The sequence below is a fragment of the Microbacterium sp. NPDC058389 genome (assembly GCF_042722305.1).
GTDB lineage: Bacteria > Actinomycetota > Actinomycetes > Actinomycetales > Microbacteriaceae > Microbacterium.
Window position 1 is genome coordinate 108,789 of sequence record NZ_JBHXJQ010000011.1, and the last position, 20,032, is coordinate 128,820.

Sequence of the window (20,032 nt, forward strand, 5' to 3'; positions counted from 1 at the left end):
GCCTCACAGCTCGGCGTGCAGGGCCCAGACCTTGTCCGCGGCCTCGCGCCACGAGAACGCGCGCCCGCGGTCGCCGGAGAGGACGCCGAGCCGGTCCGCGGCGGCGGTCGACCCGAGAGCGGCGGCCAGCGCCGCGCCGAGACCTTCCGCGAGCTCTCCGTGGTCGGATGCCGCCACCAGGGCTCCCCCGTCGAACACGACCTCGTCGTGCACGGCGGACGACGCGGCGATCACCGGCACGCCGAGCGTGAGCGCGTCGACGACCCGCCAAGGGAAGGCGGCGCGGCGCGAGGGCGCGATGAGCGCGACGGCACCGCCGAGGACGGCTCCCCGGTCGGTGGCGCCGAGGGCGCCGCGCACATGGAGCCGACGCTCCGGGATGCCGGCGGCCGAGGCGAGGTCGGCGACGGCGGGCTCGTGCCCCTCTTCGACGTCGATCACGACGACGGGCAGGTCGACGGCGGACGCCGCGACCGCGGCGAATCCGGCATCCAGCCCTTCCGAGGCCGGCGGGCCGGCGGCGATGAGGAGGAACCCCTCGGGCAGGCCGAGCTCGCGACGTCGTCCGATCTCGTCCACCGGCACGGCGAAGCCGAGCGGCGCAGCGCCGGCGACCACGCGGATGCGGTCGCCGATGCCCGGTGCGATCTCCAGCAGCCGCACGGCCAGCGAGTGGGTCGGCACCACGACGGCGTCCGCGTGCTTGACGGCGCGTCGGAGCATCGCCTTGTGCCAGGCGGCGACGCCGCGCGGGAGTTCGGCGGACGACTCCCAGGGGCGCAGGTCCCACACGCTCACGACGGTCTGGTCGTGATCGTGCACACGGTCGTGACGCACGAGCGGGGCGAACAGCGACGGCGAGTGGATCATGCCCCCGCCGATGCCGGTGCCGACGCCGAGCTGCAGCGCCGCTGCGAGCTCGCGGCGCGCCAAGGCGGTGCGCCGCACGCCGGCCAGGCCCACCGACGCGAGCCCGGCGTCATCGCCACCGGCGGGCGCGATCGCCTCGACCTCGCAGCCGGCCGGAGCGCCCAGGACGAGAGCGCGGGCCAGCTCGCGAGAGGCCTCGGCGAGCGGGGGTTCGGTGGGGGCGACGAGCTGATCGAGCACGACGCGAAGCGTGGCGACCACGATCACTCTCCCGACGAGGTAGGAGTCGGCGGGTGCAGCTTCGACTGGATGAGCTCGGCGATGTAGGCGTAGTCCGGCGCGAATTCGTCGATGCCGCCGGCCGGCGTCAGCTCGATCGTCTGGACGGGCTGCTCCTTGGCCTTGAGTGCGAGGTCGGCGAGCGTCGGGATGAGCGACTGCGGCAGATCTGTCTCGACGAGGTCCGTCCCCGCGGCGACGACCTCGTTGAAGCGTGTCAGCACGACGTCCGGCTTGAACTGGGCGAGGATCGCCTCCTGCAGCTCGCGCTGGCGGCGCATGCGGTCGAAGTCGCTCGTCGTGTAGCGGGACCGCGCGTACCACTGCGCGGTGTCGCCGTCCATGTGCTGCTGGCCGGGTTCGATCCAGCCGATCGCCCAACTGTCGACGTCGTGCGGATCCACGCCCTCGGGCGGTCCGCCCTTGGGCAGGCGCTCGGTGACGTTGATGTCGACGCCGCCGAGGGCGTCCACGAGCGATGCGAAGCCGTGCATGTCGATGAACACGTAGTACGGGATCTTGACGCCGAGGATGCCCTCGGCCGCGTCCTTGGTCGCCTCGACACCGGGCGACGACGCCTCGGCGGCCGCGTTCGGGTACAGCTCCGCACCGTCCTGGCACACCTCCACCTCGGTGCGCAGCTGGTTGATCCCGCTCCCCCAGCCGCACGTCGCGTCGGCGTGGCCCTCGTGCCCGTTCGGATAGCGGTCCTTCATCGGCCCGTCGGCGAACGGGAAGTTCGGCATGTCGCGAGGGATGCCGGTGATCGTCGTCGCACCCGTCTCGGCGTTGATCGACACCACCGAGATGCTGTCGAACCTCATCGAGTCGCGACCCTCGCCGCTGTCTGCACCGAGCAGCAGGATGTTGTAATAGCCGTCGTCCGGGGGCACGACCGGTCCCGTGGCGCGGAAGATCCCGATGCCGCTGCGCACGGAGCCGACCGCGCTCTGCGCCCACGCGGCGGTGCCGCTGCTGACGACGAGGAGGGCGATCGCCACGAGGGCGATCCCGAGCCGCGCCCAGCGTCCGGTCCTGACGAGGCGCACGAGGCGCAGCGTGTCGATCGTCAGGACGATCCAGAGCACGGCGTAGGCGATGATCGCCCCCTGCGCGATCAGCAGGGGCACGGGGCGCAGCAGCCCCAGCCAGTCCGGCAGCCATGCGCCGGTGATGATGCTGAGACCTGCGGTCGGCGCGAGCAGGGCGAACAGCAGCGCGACGACGAGCGCCGTCCACATCACGAGCGTCGCGCCCAGCCCGAACTTGCCGAGCCGGCGGTTGCCGGCGACGGCCTGCGCCGACCCGGGGATGAGGAAGTTGAGCGCGACCAGCCACCAGCCGCGTCGCGTCATGAACGCCCGGGATGAGGCATCCGGATGCCGCAGCGGGCGCTCCTCGACGACCGGCGCCGCAGCGGGCCGGGTCGTCTGACGCGCGGGGGTGGCGATGCTCACAAGGACTCCTTGAGCCGCCGGTTCTTCAGCTCGACCTGGGCCTCGAGATCGCGCGCGTAGGCCTCTACCCGATCGGCGATCGCCGGGTCGGCCGCACCTAGGATGCGGGCGGCGAGCAGCCCGGCGTTCTTGGCGCCGTTGATCGAGACCGTGGCGACGGGGATGCCGGCAGGCATCTGCACGATGCTCAGCAGCGAGTCCATGCCGTCGAGCGTCGCGAGCTGCACCGGCACGCCGATGACCGGCAGCGCGGTGACCGAGGCCAGCATGCCGGGGAGGTGCGCCGCCCCGCCGGCGCCGGCGATGATGGCGCGCAGGCCGCGCCCGCGCGCCTCACGCCCGTAGCGCATGAGCTTGTCGGGGGTGCGGTGGGCCGACACGACCTCGACCTCGTGCGGGATCCCGAAGTCCGTGAGCGCCTGCGACGCGTCGCTCATCACCCGCCAGTCCGAGTCGGAGCCCATGACGACACCGACCAGCGGTGTCTCGGAGGAGTGCAGGGGGGATTCGAGCGCGCCGGTCACCCGTCAAGGGTAGGGGCGGACGCTGGAAATCCGCGCAACGGCGCGGCCCTTCGACAGGCTGAGGGACCTGGGCCCCGGGCGGCGTCAGTCCAGGAACACGGATGCCGCTGCACGTGCCTGGTACGCGACGTCGTCGAGGTCGTCCCCGACGACGTTGACGTGCCCGACCTTGCGTCCGGGCCGCGGCGCCTTGCCGTAGGTGTGGACCTTCGCCTGCGGGTGCTCGGCCATGGCGGCGGCGAAGCGGTCGTCGAGTCCGCCCTCGGCGGGGCCGCCCAGGATGTTGACCATCACCGACCAGTCGGCGACGGGATCGGTGTCGCCCAGGGGCAGGTCGAGCACGGCACGCAGGTGCTGCTCGAACTGGCCGGTGACGGCGCCGTCCTGGCTCCAGTGGCCGCTGTTGTGCGGCCGCATCGCGAGCTCGTTGACGAGCAGGCGCTCGTCGGTGGTCTGGAAGAGCTCGACCGCCAGCATCCCGGTCACGCCCAGGCCCTCGGCGATCGCGGTGCCGATCTGCGCGGCGACCTGGGGAAGCCGCTCGCCCGCGTGCGGTGCCGGGGCGATCACCTCGGCACACACGCCGTCGCGCTGCACGGTCTCGACGACCGGGTACGCACGCATCGCGCCCGACGGGCGACGCGCCACCTGCTGCGCCAGCTCCCGCGTGAAGTCGACGAGCTCCTCCACGAGGAGCGCACCCCCGTGGGCGTCCTCGGCGAGCGTCGCGAACCAGTCCTCGGCCTCGGTGCCCGCCGACACGACCCGCACGCCCTTGCCGTCGTAGCCGCCGCGGGGGGTCTTCACGACAGCACGGCCGCCGTGGTCGTCGATGAAGGCCTGCAGCTCGTCGGCATCGGTGACGGCCGCCCAGTCCGGCTGCGGCATCCCGAGCTCCTGCAGGCGCGCGCGCATGAGCAGCTTGTCCTGCGCGAAGCGCAGCGCGCCGGGGCCGGGGTGCACCGCGACGCCCGCCTCGACGAGGGTCGCCAGCACGTCCTGCGGCACGTGCTCGTGATCGAACGTGACCACGTCGACGTCGCGTGCGAACTCGAGCACCGTCGCGGCGTCGCGATAGTCGCCCACCGCTGTCGCGGCGAGGGATGCCGACATCCCCGCGTCCTCGGCGAGCACGCGGAGTTCCACTCCGAGCTCGACCGCCGGCGCGATCATCATGCGGGCCAGCTGCCCGCCCCCGACGACTCCGACTCGCAGCGTCATGCGACTCCCTCTCGACTGCCTTGTTCCATCATCCCGCACCCGCGGGACGCCGAACGACCTACGCGGGCGGGGTCGCGGGCGGCGTGGGCGGAACGGGCGGCGGCGGACCGGGCGGCAGCGGCTGCGCGTCGCGGTGCGCGAGGATCTGGTTGACCTCGACTTGATCGACGAGCGCCTCGTGGACGAGCTCGACCGAGGGGATGTTCGCGAGGCGCAGCGGCTCGTCGATGCCGTTGTTGAGCGTGATCGTGCCGGCACCCCACATGCGCTGCAGCAGTCCGCGCTTCACCTTCAGCGTGTAGCCGCGCACGTGTGCGAGTTCGCGCCGCCTGACCGAGAAGACACCGCGGCGCTCCAGCACACGGCGGGTCGTGATCGTGTACACGTGACCCCACCAGGCCAGGAACGGCAGCAGCACGAGCAGCAGCACGACCGCTCCGGCGACGGCGAGCAGCATCCAGTCGTGGAATCCGGCCGGGAGGTTGCCGTAGAAGTAGCCGCACGCCCCCGCTACGGCGATCAGCACGAGGGCCGACCAGAACAGGCGGCGTGCATGCCCGCGGAACTTCGCGACGAGCAGCTCGGGCGTGGGCGCTCCGGGCGCCGGCGTGAGCGGCCTGCCTCCGAGTCCCAACGGCTGCGTCATGGCTCCATTGTGGCGGGTGCAGCCGACAGGCCGCTGCGAACCCGCCGTGTCGCGTCAGGTGGCGCGACGCACGTGGACGACGTCGCCCGCCGACACGGCGCTCTCGAACTCGCCGTCCTGCACGACGACGAGGCGTCCGTCGGGGTCGATGCGCTGCGCACGGCCGCGCAGCGTCTCGCCGCCCGGCAGCGACACCGCGACGTCGGCGCCGAGGGTGCCGCACAGCGCCTCCACCTCGGCCAGCACGCCCGCCTCGGCCGCGTCGCCGTGCGCGGACGCGAGGGCGGTCAGCTGCTCCTCGAGCGCTCCGAGGTAGTCCGCGAGCAGGCGGTCCTCGTCGCACACCTGTCCCAGCGCCGCGAACGAGGTGGCGGTGTCCACGGGAAGATCGGCCGCCGGCATCCGCGTGTTCACTCCTGAGCCGATCACCACGGTGTCGGGCCGGGACGGGACGATCTCGGCGAGGATGCCGCACACCTTGCGGCCGTCGACGAGCACGTCGTTCGGCCACTTCAGCGTCGTCGAGTGCGCCGTGCGCGACAGCTGCGCGGCGACCGCGCGCGTCATCGCGGCGCCCGCGACGAGCGGGATCCAGCCCCGCGCGGCGGGAGGGATCGCGGCGGCGTCGACGACGACCGACACGGCCAGCGCGGACCCCGGAGGCGTCACCCACGTGCGGTCGAGGCGGCCGCGGCCCGCGCGCTGGTCGGTGGTGAGCAGCAGCGACAGGTGCGGCCACTCGTCCGGCGCGTCGGCGACGTGGCGGACGACGTCGGCATTGGTGGAGTCGGCGGTCGGGACGACCTGTACGCGCGGGCTCACCGCGGCGGCGAGGGGGTATCCCTCAGGCGGGAACGACATGGTGCTCACGCTACTCGCGCTGCCGGGCGTGCGGTGCCTCCCTACGGCCGGCGCCGGGACCGAGAGCCACAGTGGATGCCGCAACCCCTTGTGCGAACCCTCCAACGGATCACGCGAGCCCGCAGATAGGGTGGAATCCGTGACCGAGCAGCCCGACCTCTCGACGACCGCCGGCAAGATCGCCGACCTCCGCGCGCGCTACCAGGAGGCCGTCCTCGACCCCGAGGACGCCGCCAAGCAGAAGCAGCACGCGAAGGGGAAGGGCACCGCCCGCGAGCGCATCGAGCAGCTGCTCGACACCGGCAGCTTCGTCGAGCTCGACGAATACGTGCGTCACCGCACCACCGCCTTCGGCATGGACCGCTCACGTCCGTACGGCGACTCCGTCGTCACCGGCGTCGGCACCATCCACGGCCGCACCGTCGCGGTGTACTCGCAGGACTTCTCGACCTTCGGCGGATCGCTCGGCGAGGCCGCGGGCGACAAGATCATCAAGGTCATGGAGTTCGCCCTGCGCAGCGGCATCCCGATCATCGGCATCCTCGACTCGGGCGGCGCGCGCATCCAGGAGGGCGTGATCGCCCTCGGCAAGTACGGTGAGATCTTCCGCCTGAACACCGCGGCCTCAGGCGTCATCCCGCAGATCTCGATCATCATGGGACCGGCGGCGGGCGGCGCGGTGTACTCCCCCGCCCTCACCGACTTCGTCGTCATGGTCGACAAGACCAGCCAGATGTTCGTCACCGGCCCCGACGTCATCAAGACCGTCACCGGCGAGGACGTCGGCATGGAGGAGCTCGGCGGCGCCCACACGCACAACACCCGCTCGGGCGTCGCGCACTACCTCGCCGAGGACGAGGACGACGCGATCGACTACGTGCGCTCGATGCTCGGCTTCCTGCCCGACAACAACATGGCCGAACTGCCCGTCTACGAGAGCGGCTTCGAGTTCGAGACGACCGACGCCGACCGCGCGCTCAACACCGTCATCCCGGACTCGCCGAACCAGCCGTACGACATCCACCAGGTGATCCGCGGCATCGTCGACGCAGAGGACTTCCTCGAGGTGCAGCCGCTGTTCGCACCCAACATCGTGATCGGCTTCGGCCGCATCGAGGGCCGCTCGGTCGGCATCATCGCCAACCAGCCTTCGCAGATGGCCGGCACGCTCAACATCGAGGCGGGCGAGAAGGCCAGCCGCTTCGTGCGGTTCTGCGACGCGTTCTCGATCCCGATCGTCACGCTCGTCGACGTCCCCGGCTACCTCCCCGGCACCGACCAGGAGTGGACGGGCGTCATCCGACGCGGTGCGAAGCTGCTGTACGCCTACGCCGAGGCCACGGTGCCGCTGGTCACCGTCATCCTGCGCAAGGCCTACGGCGGGGCGTACATCGTCATGGGCTCCAAGCAGCTCGGTGCCGACATCAACCTCGCGTGGCCGACCGCCGAGATCGCCGTGATGGGCGGCCAGGGCGCCGTCAACATCCTGTACCGCGGCGAGATCAAGCGCGCCGAGGAGGCCGGCGAGGACGTGGCCGCCGTGCGCACGCGCCTGGCCAACGAGTACACCTACAACGTGGCATCCCCGTTCCTCGCCGCCGAGCGCGGCGAGCTCGACGGCATCATCGAGCCCGCCCAGACGCGCGTGTCGATCGCGAAGGCGCTCCGCGCGCTGCGCGGCAAGCGCGCGAGCCTGCCGCCCAAGAAGCACGGGAACATCCCGCTGTGAGCATCGCGGACGAGACGGGTGCCGGCGTCACGATCGACGTGCGCCGCGGCGACCCGACCGACGAGGAGCTCGCGGCGCTCATCGCCGTCGTCAGCCAGGCGTACTCCGGGGAGGCCTCCGAGGCCGTCGCCGAGGACCGACGCGTCCGCAGCGGGTGGGAGCTCTCCGCGCGAGCGATGCGGCAGCCGCTGCGCCGCGACCTCGGCTGGGGCAAGTTCGGCTGAGCCTGTCGAAGCCTGAGTCTGTCGAAGCCTGAGCCTGTCGAAGCCTGAGCCTGTCGAAGCCTGAGCCTGTCGAAGCCTGAGCCCGTGCTTCCGGGTCCCCGCCGGGTCGATTTCAGCGGACAGCTTTGTCCCCCGAAATACCTACAGACAGACCTCTTGCGGGCCGGAGATACTTGTATCGCTGGAACGCTTCTGCGTTCGGCCGATCCGAGTCCGCTCCGCGGACGCCCCGGATCCGGCCATGCGGACGGTTTTCGGGTAACCGTCCGCCAGGCGAGGGGCGGGCGGCTTCGCCGCCCCTCGCCTCCTCCGGACACGTTCCCCGCCTGGCGTCCCCTCCCCCTGCTGGGCGGGGGACGAAACCGCCCTCCTGCTGCGGCACCGGCACGTCGGGATGCCGCAGCTCCGGCATCCCCGTCAGCACCCTGCTCTCAGCGGCCGGGGTGCGGGATCTCGCGCCACAGGTCGACGGCGTCCTCGTCGCTCGGACCGCCCACCGACATCGACCGCCCCACGACGGTGACCGCGATCCGCTCGTCCGGCGACGTGCGGATGTACAGGCGGTCGGAGCTCGCCGAGCGCAGCGTCTCGGCCAACTGCGCCCGGATGATGCCCAGCGTCTCGTCGTCGACCCCGTCGAGGCCGCCCTCGTCCAGAACGGTGACATTGGCCCCGCGGCGGCGGGCGCGCTCCAGCTCGGCGCGCACGTCGTCGTCGAGGAGACGTGGGCCCCGCATCTCGTCGCGCAGCCGCCCCTCGGCCAGACGCGCCTCCAGACGATCGGCATCCGTCAGGTGCCCCGCGTGGGCGACGGTGCGCGTCAGCACCGGGCCGGCGACCGCCAGCGCCTTCTGCACCTGCACGCGCCGCTCACGCTGACGCACGACCTGCGAGGTCTGCCACGCCGACGCCGCGCGCTGCAGCCGGGTGAGGCGCGACGTATCGCGCGCGGCGCGGTCCATCGACAGCACCAGCAGCTGGGCGCACGTGACCCACACGATCGAGCCGACGAGGCCCAGCGACAGCGCCTGGAGGGGGCCCATCCACGCCATCGACGCGATCGTCAGCAGCAGGATGCCCGTCCATGCCGTCCACGGCCGGCGCCGCACCATCACGATCGTCATCAGGGCGCCGATGCCGCCGAGGTACCACGTCGCGAACGGCTCGGTGCGCGCATCGGGCCCCACCGCCAGCGAGATCGCGCTCGGCACGATGGCCGCACAGGCCAGTGCGAGGATCTGCGCGACGAGCGGCAGCGAGCGGGGACCGCGGATGCCGTCGATCGCCGTCTGGGCCTGGATGTCCGCGGATATGGCCGCCGCGGTGGTGGCGGCATCCTCCTGCGTGCTCTCGGCTGCCAGCACGTAGCCCGACGTGGGCTCCCAGAAGATGCAGAGCCATGTGGTCACGAGGTACAGCGCAAGCGAGGCGATGATGATCAGCGGCTGCTCGACGTCGGTGGTCCACCACAGGCCGCGCGCCGCCAGATAGGCCGTGAATGCGACCGCGAGCAGGATGAGGACGTTCTTGACGCTGATCACGCCGCGCCCTCCTGCCACGACAGGTGCACGGCCGTGCCATGCGACCCCGTCTCCAGATCCGCCTTGCCGCCGACGGCGGCCACGCGCGCCACGATCGACGCACGGATGCCCAGCCGGTCGTCGGGCACCGCTTCGAGGTCGAACCCTTCGCCGGCATCGTGCACGTCGACGCGCACACGACCGTCGGCGGCCGTCAGTGCGACCCCGAGGCCCGCGCCGCCCGCGTGCTGGAGCGCGTTCGCGATCGCCTGGGTGGCGGCCAGCGCCAGCGCCCGCGCCACTCGTCCGGGTAACGGCGGGCTGTCCGGCGCGATGTCGCGCTGCACGTCCACCTCGACGCCGAGCTCGCCGGCGGCGGCTTCGATGTCGTCGGCGAGCTGCCGCGCGTCGCGGGGCTCGTCCGTGCCCTCGTGGGCGTCCTGCTCGGTGTTGGCGAGCCGCGTGAGCGCCTCGCGCGCCATCGCTGCGGCGAGCGTCCGCTCCCGCGGCGTCGTCGCCCGCTCTGCGGCGATGAGCGCCGCCAGCACGCTGTCGTGCATGAGCGCCGCGACGGCCACGCGTTCCTGCTCCGCGGCGTCCGCCGCCGCGGCGCGCGCGTACGACGAGACGGCGCGTGCGCGCGTCTCGTCGACGTTCACCGCGACCGATCGGAACAGCCAGCCCAGCGTGAGGATGACCCCGCCGAGGATGAGCGCGAACGACACGTCGAGGCTCACCGCGATCCAGTAGTCGACCGCGAAGCCGCCCTGCACGAGGCGCACGAGGCCGAAGAGCACAGGGGCGAGGATCGTCCACCCGATCTGCAGCGGGAACGGGAAGGCCAGCACCGCGGCGAGCGTGGCGAGGTTGACGAGATACCAGATCCACGGCTCGTCGAGCGATTGCGGCGCGATCCCCTCCGTTGCGATCGGCCACGCGGCGAGCGCCAGCATGTACACGAGCGCGAAGGCCCCGGCGGCCAGGCGCACGCCCCGGCCGATGACGCACGCGAGGATCATGATGCTCAGCGAGCCGAAGACCGCGATCATGAGGGCTTCGTGCCAGCCCGGCCGTTCGTCCGACGGGCCGAGCGCGGTCAGGAACGCCTGGACGCCGACGATGAGCGATCCGAGACCGCCCGCCACGAGAGAGATGATGCGCTCGACGCGCGAGCGTGTGAAGGATCCGATGCCCGCCGTCGCCTCGCGCGAGTGCGGGATCTGGGCCCACGCGGTGTCGAGCACCGCGGTCTGCCCGTCAGCGGCCACGCGCGATGTCCCCCGAATCGGAAGCCGGCTCGTCGATGAGCCCGTCCTCCACGGCACGGTGGAGCAGGTCGATCTTGGTGGGTGCGGGCCGGCCCACCTCCACGTACTTCACGCGGATGCGCGTGATGTTCTCCTTGGCGGTCGAGTAGGCGATGCCCAGGCGATCGGCGACGGCCTTCAGCGGCAGCCCGGCGGCGTACAGGCGCAGCACCTCGCGCTCGCGCGCGGCCAGCTGCGCATCCGCGAAGTCGCGGTCGCCCTCGACGGCGCTCGCCCACTCGACGTTGTTGAGGGGCTCGCCGCGCGCGACGGTGCCGACGGCGGCGATCACGTCGCCGATGGGCGAGGACTTGCTGACGATGCCCGCGGCCCCTGCGGCGAGCGCCTCGCGCACAGCTGCCGGGCGGTCGGCGACGCTGTGGATGATGACGCTCGACCCGTCGCGCACCAGCCGCGTGACGTTCTCGGTCACGGTCGTGCCGTCGCCGAGCGTCAGATCGAGCACGACGACGTCGGCCGGAGCCTCGCGTGAGAACGCCCGCCAGTCGAGGTACTCGGTGACGGTGCTCCCCGAGAACGACACCTGCATGTCGGCGATCCGCGCGCACGCGGCTTCCAGCCCGAGCCGCACCGACTCGTGGTCGTCGATGAAGGCCACGCGCGTCATGCCGTCAGCCTAGCGAGCGCAGCGGCGGAGTCGCTCCCACCTTGTAGCCTGAATGGACGGAAAGGTACCCATGGCCCCCCACACTGCGACCATCGCCGGACGACCGGTCGGCCCTGATCATCCGCCGTTCGTGATCGCGGAGGTGTCGGGCAACCACAGCGGCAGTCTCGACAGGGCACTGGCGATCGTCGACGCCGCGGCCGAGGCGGGCGCCGACGCCGTCAAGTTCCAGACGTACACCGCCGACACGATCACCATCGACGCCGACAACCCCGCGTTCCGGGTGTCGGACGAGCACGGGCTGTGGGGCGGGCGGACGCTGTACGACCTGTACACGGAGGCCCACACCCCCTGGGAGTGGCACGCCGACCTGTTCGCACGCGCACGATCACACGGCCTCATCCCGTTCTCCAGCCCGTTCGATCCGACAGCGGTCGACCTCCTCGAATCCCTCGAAGCGCCGGTGTACAAGATCGCCTCGCTCGAGGTGGGCGACACCGGGCTGCTGCGCACCGTCGCGGCCACCGGCAAGCCGGTGATCCTGTCCAACGGCGCGACGAGCATGCTCGAAGTCACGCAGGCGATCCACACCCTTCGTGCTGCCGGCGCACGCGACATCGTTCTGCTGTCGTGCGTGTCGTCCTACCCCGCGGACCCGCGGGAGGCGAACGTCCGCAGCATCCCCACGCTGCGCGACGCACTCGACGTCCAGGTCGGCTTCTCAGACCACACTCCCGGCATCGGAGCCTCACTGGCCGCGGTCGCCCACGGCGCGACGGTCGTCGAGAAGCACCTCACGCTGTCGAGGGCCGACGGCGGCGTCGACGCCGCCTTCTCCCTCGAGCCGGCCGAATTCGCCCTGCTGACGCAGGAATCCCGGCGGGCATGGGAGGCGCTCGGCGACGCGACGCCGCGCCTGACGGCCGGCGAGGCAGAGAGCCGCCGGCTGCGCCGCTCGCTGTGGGTCGTCGCCGATGTCGTCGCCGGCGACGTGGTCGGCCCCGAGAACGTGCGGTCCATCCGTCCTGCCGGAGGCCTCGCACCGATCGACTGGGATGCCGTCGTCGGGCGCACCTTCCGCCAGGACGCCCGACGCGGAACCCCGCTCACGTGGGATCTGGTGTGAGCACGGACATCAGAGAGATCTGACCCAACGCTCCCAGCCTGCGGCACGGGCGTCCTCGTGCACGAACCCCGCGCTGCGGAACAGCGCCCGCGAGGCGTCGTTGGAGTCACGGAGCTCGGCGACCACCCGGTCGCCCCCGGCTCCCGCGACCTCGGCGATCGCGTGTTCGATCATTCGTCCGCCCACGCCACGCCCCCGCTCATGCGGGGCCACGGTGATCGATATCTCCCACGCGCCCGGCGACAGCTCGTCGAGCCGCACCGTACCCACCGGTCCGCGCCACGCGGCCACGAAAAGTCGTCGGTCGGGCCGCCTCAGCGTGGTGCGCAGCCACGCGACGTGTGCGCCCCACGGGATCGGTTCGGTGTTCCGGGACTGCGCACGGGTCGCGGGATCCTCGCGCCAGCCGTAGAGGCGCCCGGCGTCACGCAGCTCCGCAGGCCGGAGCTCCAGCGAGGCGGTCCGGCGATCTCGCGCGACGCCGTCCCACGCGTCGACGACGCGGGCGGCACCGTGACCGTCCACCATCCCGCGCGCCATCCTCGTGATCGCACGCCGGGCGTCGTCATCGACGAGAAGCGCCGCGAGAGCCGACGCATCCAGTGCATCCTTCGCCGGCATGAAGCCGAGTCCGATCGCCGCGCCCTCCGCGCACAGGGTGTCGTAGTGGTCGCGCTGGTTCTCGGCGACGCCGATGAGGGCCATCGGGACCGAGAGCGCCGCAAGCTCCCACACCGTCGTGCCGGCGGCGGTGATCACGACGTCCCAGCCGTCCACGAGCGCCGTCAGATCCGGGTCGTGCGGTACGCCCACGACGCCGGCATCTTCCGCCTCGGCACCGACCAGGCCGACGCGACGGACCCCGTCGACCGAGGCCGCGGATCGGGCTGCCGCAGGACCGTAGCCTGCGGCATCCGTTCCGCCCATCATCACCAGCACCGACAGACCCCGCTCGTCGGGTGCTGCGGCCGCACGGGTGGAATCGGCGGTCAGCCCGGAGCGCAGCGGCAGGAAGTCCGGCCCCAGACAGACGTCGGCGTCCCGGTACAGCCCATCGAACCACCGCAGCGCGCGGGGAGAGCCGTCGACGATGACGTCGGCAGCGCGACGGCCATGATCGGCGTCCGTCGCCGTCGACACGACGGGTCCGCCGACGCCGGCGGCCGCTGCGCGCACGTCATCGAACCCCTCGTAGCCATCGATGTGGACGACGCCGGCGCCGACCGAGCGCGCCAGCGCCAGCAGCTCGGGCGACGAGGCGGCGGGCGGCAGCATCGAGATCGCCGAGGCAGACAGCATCCGCATCGCGAGCGGAGCGGAGACATCCCCCGACACGAAGACCCGGCGGCCGCGCGCCGTCAGTTCTTCCGCGAGCGCAACCGCCCGCACGAAATGACCGATCCCGCCGCGTGCCGTCGCGTCACAGCGGACGAGGACGCTGCTCACCCCTCCTCGATCCGCTTCTGCTCGACGTCCGCGTTGATCGCCGCGATCTCCGGATGCGCCTGCAGGACGCGGACGACGTCATACCAGCGCGGCGAGGACGGAAGGAGGGGCACGAGCGCATCCAGCAGCGCAGCGTCCTGATCGACGTCGAGCGTCACCCGCAGGTGCGACGAGGCCGGGGCGACCACGATCCCGGCACGGGGCACCGCCGACTCCGCTGCGTACACGCGGCTCGTGACATGGACCCGATCGTGGCCCACAGCGACACGGTCGGTCTCAATGAGGACCTCTCGCGTGACCAGTTCGACGTCCAGCCCGCGAGGAAGGGTGCGCTCGAGCGTCGTCGCGACGTAACCCAGCCCCGGATCGCGGCGCCACAGTCCGACCACGTGATCGATGAGCACCGCGTCCAGCAGCGGACAGTCCGCCGTCAGCCGCACGATCGCATCGGCGCGGGTCTCGACGGCAGCGAGCACGAAGCGAGAGAGCACATCCGTCTCGCTGCCGCGCACGACATCCACTCCGAACTCATGGGCCCACGCGACGACCGCGTCATCTGCCGCGTCGGTCGAGGTGGCCACGACGACCTGGTCGACCTCCCGCGCGGTGCGCGCGGCGGAGACGACCCATTCCAGGACCGGGCGTCCGCCCAGGTCGCGCAGCACCTTGCCAGGCAGACGGGTCGAGCCCATTCGCGCCTGGACGACGGCGACCACGCGGGCCGTCACGCGCCGACCGCCTTCCTCACCGCGTCGATCACGCGGTCCACGTCGTCATCGCTGAGCGAGGCGTGCATGGGCAGCGAGATCTCCCGCCGGTACCACTCCTCCGCGACCGGGCACAGCCCACGACGGTAGCCGAGATCTTCGAAGACGGGATGCCAGTACACGGGTATGTAGTTCACCTGAACCCCGATCCCGTCGGCGCGCAGCGCCTCGAAGATGCGGCGCCGGTCCGTCGTCGGCACGCGCAAGGGATACAGGTGCCACATCGGATCGGCGCCCGGCGGGCTGGTGGGGAGCTCGATCTCGGGGATTCCGGCGAGGCCCTCGGCGTAGCGCGCGAACACGGCCCGGCGACGCGCCTTGAACGCGGCGAGTCGAAGCAGCTGGCTCGACCCGAGGGCTGCGAGTACGTCCGGCAGACGATAGTTGAGGCCGAACTCGGCGATCTCCTGGTGCCACGGCCCCTCGTCGGGCCAGCGCTGGCGGTCGCGGTCGCGCACGAGACCGTGATTACGAAACGACCGGGCGCGTTCCCACAGCGAGGCGTCCGACGTGACGACCGCTCCCCCTTCGGCAGTCGTCGCATTCTTGGTGGGGAAGAACGAGAACGTCGTGACGTCGGCCAGAGCGCCGACCGGAACGCCCTCGAGCGTGCTGCCGATCGAGTGCGCAGCATCCTCCAGGAACACCGCACCCGCACGGTGCGCCACCGCCGACAACCGCGCGGCATCGACCGGCACCCCGGCGTAGTCGACGCCGGCGACGACCGCGGTGCGGTCGGTCGTGGCGGCGTCGGCGGCCTCGGGATCGATGTTCCCGGTGCTCTCTTGCACGTCCGCGAAGACGATCCGCGCGCCCAGCAGCGCGGCCGTCGACGCCGTCGCAGCGAACGTCAACGGGGAGGTGACCACCTCTGTGCCGGGGGCCACGCCCGCCGCCCGGTAAGCGACGTGCAGCGCCGCAGTGCCGCTCGTGACGGCGACGGCCGCCAGATCCACGCCCGCGACACGGCTCACGTCCTGCTCGAAGCGCTCGACAGCCGGGCCGGTGGTGAGCCAGTCCGAGCGCAGCGCCGCGACGACGGCCTCGACGTCGGAGTCGTCGATCGACTGGCGACCGTACTGGATCATCCGGGTCACTCCGCGTTCAGGATCGTGCGAAGCTCGTCGACGCTCAGCCAACGGTCGTTGCGGTCCGAGCGGTAGCTCTCGCCCTCAGGGAACGGCGCACCGCCCTCGGGTGCCTGGTACCCCCACCCGCTCAGGTGCGGCTGGACCACGAAGCGATCCCCGAGCACGAGTGTCCGCCGGGCATCGTCCTCGGCGATCATCTCCTCGTGCAGCTTCTCGCCCGGGCGGATGCCGATCTCGACCGTCTCCGCACCCGGCGCGACGGCCTCGGCAAGATCCGTGATGCGCACCGAGGGGATGCGGGGAACGTAGAGCTCGCCGCCGGTCATGACGTCGAACGACGACAGGACGAACTCGACTGCCTGAGGGAGCGTGATCCAGAACCGCGTCATCCGGTCATCGGTGACGGGGAGAGGCTTGCCTTGACGAGCGAGGTCGCGCCACTTCGGCACGATGCTGCCCCGGGAGCCGGAGACGTTGCCGTAGCGCACCACGGCGAAACGCGTGCGGTAGTTCGCGGCGTAGTGGTTGCTCGCGATGAACATCCGGTCGGCAGCGAGCTTGGTGGCGCCGTACAGGTTGATGGGGCTCGACGCCTTGTCGGTCGACAATGCGACGACGCGGTGCACACCCGCATCGATCGACGCCTCGATCACGTTCTGCGAGCCGCGGACGTTCGTCTCCACGAACTCGAACGGGTTGTACTCGGCCGTGTCGACCTGTTTGAGCGCCGCCGCGTGGATCACGTAGTCGACGCCGTGCATCGCACGGCGCAGGCGCCCGACGTCACGGATGTCGCCGAGGAACCACCGCAGCCGCTTGTCGTCGCCGAACTGCTGCCGCATCTCGAACTGCTTCAATTCATCCCGGCTCAGGATCACCAGACGCCCGACGCCGCGGTTCCCGAGCAGCTCAGCGGTGAGAGCCTTGCCGAGCGAGCCGGTGCCACCGGTGATGAGGACCGAGCTGCCTTCGAGAAGCGATGTCACGGGCGTGCCTCTTCCAGTCGCCGAAGGCGCTCCTCGTAGTGGCTGACGAGTTCCATGCGCAGTCGGGCCCGTTCGTGGTCGGCGGCCGCATTCACGGGCTCGCCGCCGAGCGCGTCGGCGCCGCTCGACAGCCGCTCGAGTCGGTACTCGAGCGAGGCGAGCTGCGGCGCGAGGCGATCGAACTCGGAACGCAGGAAGTCGTAATCGGCCTGCAGTCCGCCGAGCCGCGCCTCGTAGTCGTCGCGGACACGACGGGCATCGGCCTCGTAGTTGACGATGTGCTCGTCGACGCGTCGTGTGACGGCGTTGTCGAGCCGACGTCGAAGGGAACTGAACATTCGTGATCCTCGGGTTGGCTCAGCGATGGTAGGTGATGCGATCCTCGGCGATCCAGGAGCGGACGAGATCGGCCTCGTTGCCGATCCGGTGCTCCCGGCCGACGGGTGACGGCGCGCCGTAGGCGTGATTCCAGGCGGTCTGCGCCGGATCGTCCACGAAGGAGAGCCCGGCGACGTCGATCCTGGCATCCGGGAACAGGTGGACGGCGATCCACAGCATCGTCGTGCCTGTCGTCGCCCACAGCCCCAAGCCTTTGGCGTCCAGACCGATCGTATCGTTCAGCGGGATGATGACTTCACGGTTGGGGATGGTCACGAACCCGAGGTCCTGTGGCCAGAACGCGGGCACCTTCTCGTTCTCCCACAACAGGCGACCGGGCTCCACCAGCAGGTACAGCCTGCGGGTGTAGTCGGCGAAGAACCACGGCGTCGGTCTCACGCCCCGGTTGAACACGACGACGTCCGTCCTCGTGCCCACACACGGGCCGCTGACCGCGTCATCGATGCGGAAGCCGTTGACGCGGAACACGAGATCGGCCCCGTCGATGAGAGCGGCGCGCTCGGCGGACGGAGCGAGCGGCTGATTCCCGACGACGCTGATCCGCTGCACGGAGGCACGGTCGGAGTACGCCTCGACGAGGGGCCGCAATCGGTCGTAGTAGTCGCCCACCCCGACAACGCTGTCGGTGGGCAGAGCAAGCGGGTGGTTCATGATCCACACCACACTAATCGAGCGTTCAGCCGCCTGCGCGAGCGAGGACGGCGACCGCCTCGATGTGGTGCGAGTTGGGGAACAGGTCCAGCGCGTCCACACGGGCGAGGTCGTAGCCGCCGGCGCGGAAGGTCGCGACATCGCGCGCCAGGGCGACCGGATCACACGCGACGTAGACGACCGTCTCGGGCGAGAGCCCCACGATGTGCTCGACGACTTCGCGCCCGGCGCCCGCGCGGGGCGGGTCGAGCAGGACGACACCTCGCGAGAGACGCTCGCGCTCGGACGTGGATGCCTCGTCCGCCAGCCGGGCCAGCCACCGGTCGACCCGCGCGGTCTCCGCCCGTGCGCCGACCCATTCGGCGAGGTTCTCGCCGGCATGCTCGGTGGCACGGGCGTCCGACTCGACGCTCGTGATGCGCGTCGAGGGGCCGCCGAGGTCGCCGAGGGTCGCCGCGAACAGGCCCACGCCGCCGTACAGGTCGAGATGCCACGCGTCGGGGTCGATCCACAGGCCGCCGTCGCGACGGATGGGGCCATCGGGACGAAGGCTCTGCAGCGCAGAGGCGACCGTCCGCGTGAGCGTGTGGGCGGCGAGGCGGTGCACCTGCCAGAAACCACCGGCGTCGACGCGGAAGTCGCGCCCGCCGACCTGCTCCAGGAGCACCTCGGACTCGGGGCCGCGGACGGCGGGGCGGCCGCCGCGACCGCGGCGCCCGGCACTTGTGCTGAGCGAGGAACGAGACGAAGCATCCCTCCGCTCCGGGCGCGCCAGCACGCGGACGCGGCCGTCGGCCGGCTGCACGAGGTCGATGCGGCCGGGCTCGCCGCCGCGCAGCTCGATCGCGGCGCGCTCGATCTGCTCGGTCGCGAGCGGGAAGTCGAGGTCGGGGATGACGCGGTGGCTGCGCGCGGCATAGGGGCCGATGCGGCCGTCGGCGTCGACGTGCAGGCTGATGCGGGTGCGCCAGCCCGTGCCGTCGTCGGTCTCGCCGGCCAGGGTCGCGCCGTCGCCGAACGCGCCTTCCAGGCCCACGGGCACCTCGACGCCGCCGAACCGCTGCAGGGCGTCGGCGAGAACGCGGACCTTCAGCAGACGCTGGTGCGAGAGGTCGATGTGGCCGAAGTCCGCGCCGCCCGGCCGGTTCTCGGGCTCGACGTCGACATCGGCCTGCCGCCACACATGCGGCTGGCGATGCGGCGACGCCTCGAGCACCTCGAGGGTCTCGCCGCGCCAGAACGACTTCTTCGCGGTGTCGGTCAGGCGCACGCGCACGGTCTCGCCGGGGATCGCGTCGGGCACGAACACGACACGCCCCTCATGGCGGGCGACGAACACACCGCCGTGCGCCACATCGGTGATCTCGAGGTCGATGACGTCGCCGGTTGCACTCACCCGTCGAGCCTACGCCGCGCGCTGCGTCGAGAATTCAGGAGAATCGCCGTCGACCCCGCGTCGCTGGCCGCTCCGATCGGCGATTCTCCTGAATTCCCGGAGCCCCGGCCCGCGTACGGTGGGGGCATGCGCGTCTGCCTCGCCTCGACCTCGCCCGCCCGGCTCATGCTGCTGCAGCAGTTCGGGATCCGTCCCCTGACCGTCGCCCCCGATGTGGACGAGGAGGCCGTCATCGCCGCGGTCGAGGCCGCCGAGGGGCGCACGCTCGCCCCCGACGAGCACGTGCTGCTGCTCGCGCGCCGCAAGGCGGCGGACGTCGCCGCCCGGCTGCACGACGACATCCCGGACTTCGACGGCATCGTCATCGGCGGCGACTCGATGTTCGAGCTCGACGGCGAAGTGCTGGGCAAGCCGTACACGCCCGAGAACGCGACGGCTCGCTGGCGCGCGATGCGGGGACGCACCGGAGTGCTCCACTCCGGCCACGCCGTCGTGCGCCTGCAGCCCGGTGTCGCCCCGCGCGAGGTGAACGCCACGGCCGCGGCATCCGTGTCGTTCGCCGAGGACGTGACGGATGCCGAGATCGACGAGTACGTCGCGTCGGGCGAACCGCTGCACGTGGCCGGCGCGTTCACCGTCGACAGCCTGGGCGGTGCGTTCATCTCCCGGGTGGAGGGCGATCCCTCGACCGTCGTGGGGATGTCGGTGTCGACGCTGCGGAGTCTCGTGCGCGAACTCGGCGTCGAGTGGACGCGACTGTGGAACACGACCGACCCCTCGCTCGACGACACGCCCGCGCTGTAAGGGCGGGCGCCCGGGAGGCCGCGCCGGGTTTGTAGTAGGAATCCCACGTTTCTCTTCGGTTCTTGTACGAAGCGCTCAAAAGACCGAGGAACTGCGTCGG

General features: G+C 71.6%; 20 protein-coding genes. 4 read left to right on the plus strand and 16 right to left on the minus strand.

The genetic code is table 11. From position 1 onward, the window contains the following. Nucleotides 1–3: 3 nt before the first annotated feature. The 6 genes from ACFWJ8_RS14925 to ACFWJ8_RS14950 form a co-directional block, all read right to left on the minus strand. Nucleotides 4–1,131, minus strand: coding sequence for a glycosyltransferase (locus ACFWJ8_RS14925; RefSeq protein WP_378812896.1), 1,128 nt, complete (start codon nucleotides 1,129–1,131; stop codon nucleotides 4–6). A gap of 2 nt (nucleotides 1,132–1,133) precedes the next feature. Next, the gene (locus ACFWJ8_RS14930; protein WP_378812898.1) at nucleotides 1,134–2,606 is read right to left on the minus strand and encodes an LCP family protein; all 1,473 of its coding nucleotides are present in this window, start codon (nucleotides 2,604–2,606) and stop codon (nucleotides 1,134–1,136) included. Further along, the gene (gene purE / locus ACFWJ8_RS14935) at nucleotides 2,603–3,070 is read right to left on the minus strand and encodes a 5-(carboxyamino)imidazole ribonucleotide mutase (protein WP_378812971.1); all 468 of its coding nucleotides are present in this window, start codon (nucleotides 3,068–3,070) and stop codon (nucleotides 2,603–2,605) included. Before purE ends, ACFWJ8_RS14930 begins: the two co-directional genes overlap by 4 nt. Nucleotides 3,071–3,214: 144 nt before the next feature. Beyond that, nucleotides 3,215–4,351, minus strand: a complete 1,137-nt coding sequence (locus ACFWJ8_RS14940) for a 5-(carboxyamino)imidazole ribonucleotide synthase (RefSeq protein ID WP_378812900.1) — start codon at nucleotides 4,349–4,351, stop codon at nucleotides 3,215–3,217. Between the two features lie 58 nt (nucleotides 4,352–4,409). After that, nucleotides 4,410–4,997 (minus strand): PH domain-containing protein, encoded by a 588-nt coding sequence (locus ACFWJ8_RS14945; protein WP_378812902.1) that lies wholly within the window; start codon nucleotides 4,995–4,997, stop codon nucleotides 4,410–4,412. Nucleotides 4,998–5,051: 54 nt separating this feature from the next. Continuing rightward, a complete protein-coding gene (locus tag ACFWJ8_RS14950) occupies nucleotides 5,052–5,858 on the minus strand; it encodes a biotin--[acetyl-CoA-carboxylase] ligase (RefSeq protein WP_378812904.1) in 807 nt (268 codons plus the stop codon). A 139-nt stretch (nucleotides 5,859–5,997) separates the two neighbouring features. Here ACFWJ8_RS14950 and ACFWJ8_RS14955 point away from each other — a divergent pair, with 139 nt between their 5' ends. After that, nucleotides 5,998–7,587, plus strand: a complete 1,590-nt coding sequence (locus ACFWJ8_RS14955) for an acyl-CoA carboxylase subunit beta (RefSeq protein WP_378812907.1) — start codon at nucleotides 5,998–6,000, stop codon at nucleotides 7,585–7,587. Continuing rightward, the gene (locus ACFWJ8_RS14960) at nucleotides 7,584–7,811 is read left to right on the plus strand and encodes an acyl-CoA carboxylase subunit epsilon (protein WP_378812909.1); all 228 of its coding nucleotides are present in this window, start codon (nucleotides 7,584–7,586) and stop codon (nucleotides 7,809–7,811) included. The genes ACFWJ8_RS14955 and ACFWJ8_RS14960 overlap by 4 nt, the downstream gene beginning before the upstream one ends. 431 nt (nucleotides 7,812–8,242) lie before the next feature. Here the strand turns inward: ACFWJ8_RS14960 and ACFWJ8_RS14965 are convergent, their stop codons facing one another. The 3 genes from ACFWJ8_RS14965 to ACFWJ8_RS14975 are packed head-to-tail and all read right to left on the minus strand — an operon-like array spanning nucleotide 8,243 to nucleotide 11,266. Next, nucleotides 8,243–9,352, minus strand: coding sequence for a hypothetical protein (locus ACFWJ8_RS14965; RefSeq protein ID WP_378812911.1), 1,110 nt, complete (start codon nucleotides 9,350–9,352; stop codon nucleotides 8,243–8,245). Then, nucleotides 9,349–10,599, minus strand: a complete 1,251-nt coding sequence (locus ACFWJ8_RS14970; RefSeq protein WP_378812913.1) for a sensor histidine kinase — start codon at nucleotides 10,597–10,599, stop codon at nucleotides 9,349–9,351. The genes ACFWJ8_RS14965 and ACFWJ8_RS14970 overlap by 4 nt, the downstream gene beginning before the upstream one ends. Next, the gene (locus ACFWJ8_RS14975) at nucleotides 10,589–11,266 is read right to left on the minus strand and encodes a response regulator (protein WP_378812916.1); all 678 of its coding nucleotides are present in this window, start codon (nucleotides 11,264–11,266) and stop codon (nucleotides 10,589–10,591) included. Before ACFWJ8_RS14975 ends, ACFWJ8_RS14970 begins: the two co-directional genes overlap by 11 nt. Before the next feature lie 70 nt (nucleotides 11,267–11,336). Here ACFWJ8_RS14975 and pseI point away from each other — a divergent pair, with 70 nt between their 5' ends. Further along, nucleotides 11,337–12,392: a pseudaminic acid synthase gene (pseI, locus tag ACFWJ8_RS14980; RefSeq protein ID WP_378812918.1), complete on the plus strand. Its 1,056-nt coding sequence runs from the start codon at nucleotides 11,337–11,339 to the stop codon at nucleotides 12,390–12,392. A 9-nt stretch (nucleotides 12,393–12,401) separates the two neighbouring features. Here pseI and ACFWJ8_RS14985 read toward each other — a convergent pair whose 3' ends face one another. Genes ACFWJ8_RS14985 through ACFWJ8_RS15015 form a run of 7 tightly spaced genes read right to left on the minus strand, consistent with a single transcriptional unit; the run spans nucleotide 12,402 to nucleotide 19,128 of the window. Further along, nucleotides 12,402–13,838, minus strand: coding sequence for a GNAT family N-acetyltransferase (locus tag ACFWJ8_RS14985; RefSeq protein WP_378812919.1), 1,437 nt, complete (start codon nucleotides 13,836–13,838; stop codon nucleotides 12,402–12,404). Further along, on the minus strand, nucleotides 13,835–14,566 hold the full coding sequence (locus tag ACFWJ8_RS14990; protein ID WP_378812921.1) for a cytidylyltransferase domain-containing protein: 732 nt from the start codon (nucleotides 14,564–14,566) through the stop codon (nucleotides 13,835–13,837). The genes ACFWJ8_RS14985 and ACFWJ8_RS14990 overlap by 4 nt, the downstream gene beginning before the upstream one ends. Then, entirely contained in the window at nucleotides 14,563–15,693 is a 1,131-nt protein-coding gene (locus ACFWJ8_RS14995) for a DegT/DnrJ/EryC1/StrS family aminotransferase (protein ID WP_378812923.1), read from the minus strand. The genes ACFWJ8_RS14990 and ACFWJ8_RS14995 overlap by 4 nt, the downstream gene beginning before the upstream one ends. A 5-nt stretch (nucleotides 15,694–15,698) precedes the next feature. Then, the gene (pseB, locus tag ACFWJ8_RS15000) at nucleotides 15,699–16,682 is read right to left on the minus strand and encodes a UDP-N-acetylglucosamine 4,6-dehydratase (inverting) (RefSeq protein WP_378812925.1); all 984 of its coding nucleotides are present in this window, start codon (nucleotides 16,680–16,682) and stop codon (nucleotides 15,699–15,701) included. Beyond that, nucleotides 16,679–17,020 (minus strand): hypothetical protein, encoded by a 342-nt coding sequence (locus ACFWJ8_RS15005; RefSeq protein ID WP_378812927.1) that lies wholly within the window; start codon nucleotides 17,018–17,020, stop codon nucleotides 16,679–16,681. The genes pseB and ACFWJ8_RS15005 overlap by 4 nt, the downstream gene beginning before the upstream one ends. A 19-nt stretch (nucleotides 17,021–17,039) precedes the next feature. Then, on the minus strand, nucleotides 17,040–17,834 hold the full coding sequence (locus ACFWJ8_RS15010) for a hypothetical protein (RefSeq protein ID WP_378812930.1): 795 nt from the start codon (nucleotides 17,832–17,834) through the stop codon (nucleotides 17,040–17,042). Then, nucleotides 17,758–19,128, minus strand: a complete 1,371-nt coding sequence (locus ACFWJ8_RS15015; RefSeq protein ID WP_378812932.1) for a class I SAM-dependent RNA methyltransferase — start codon at nucleotides 19,126–19,128, stop codon at nucleotides 17,758–17,760. The genes ACFWJ8_RS15010 and ACFWJ8_RS15015 overlap by 77 nt, the downstream gene beginning before the upstream one ends. A 126-nt stretch (nucleotides 19,129–19,254) precedes the next feature. Here ACFWJ8_RS15015 and ACFWJ8_RS15020 point away from each other — a divergent pair, with 126 nt between their 5' ends. Continuing rightward, the gene (locus ACFWJ8_RS15020) at nucleotides 19,255–19,932 is read left to right on the plus strand and encodes a Maf family protein (protein WP_378812935.1); all 678 of its coding nucleotides are present in this window, start codon (nucleotides 19,255–19,257) and stop codon (nucleotides 19,930–19,932) included. Nucleotides 19,933–20,032: the final 100 nt, after the last annotated feature.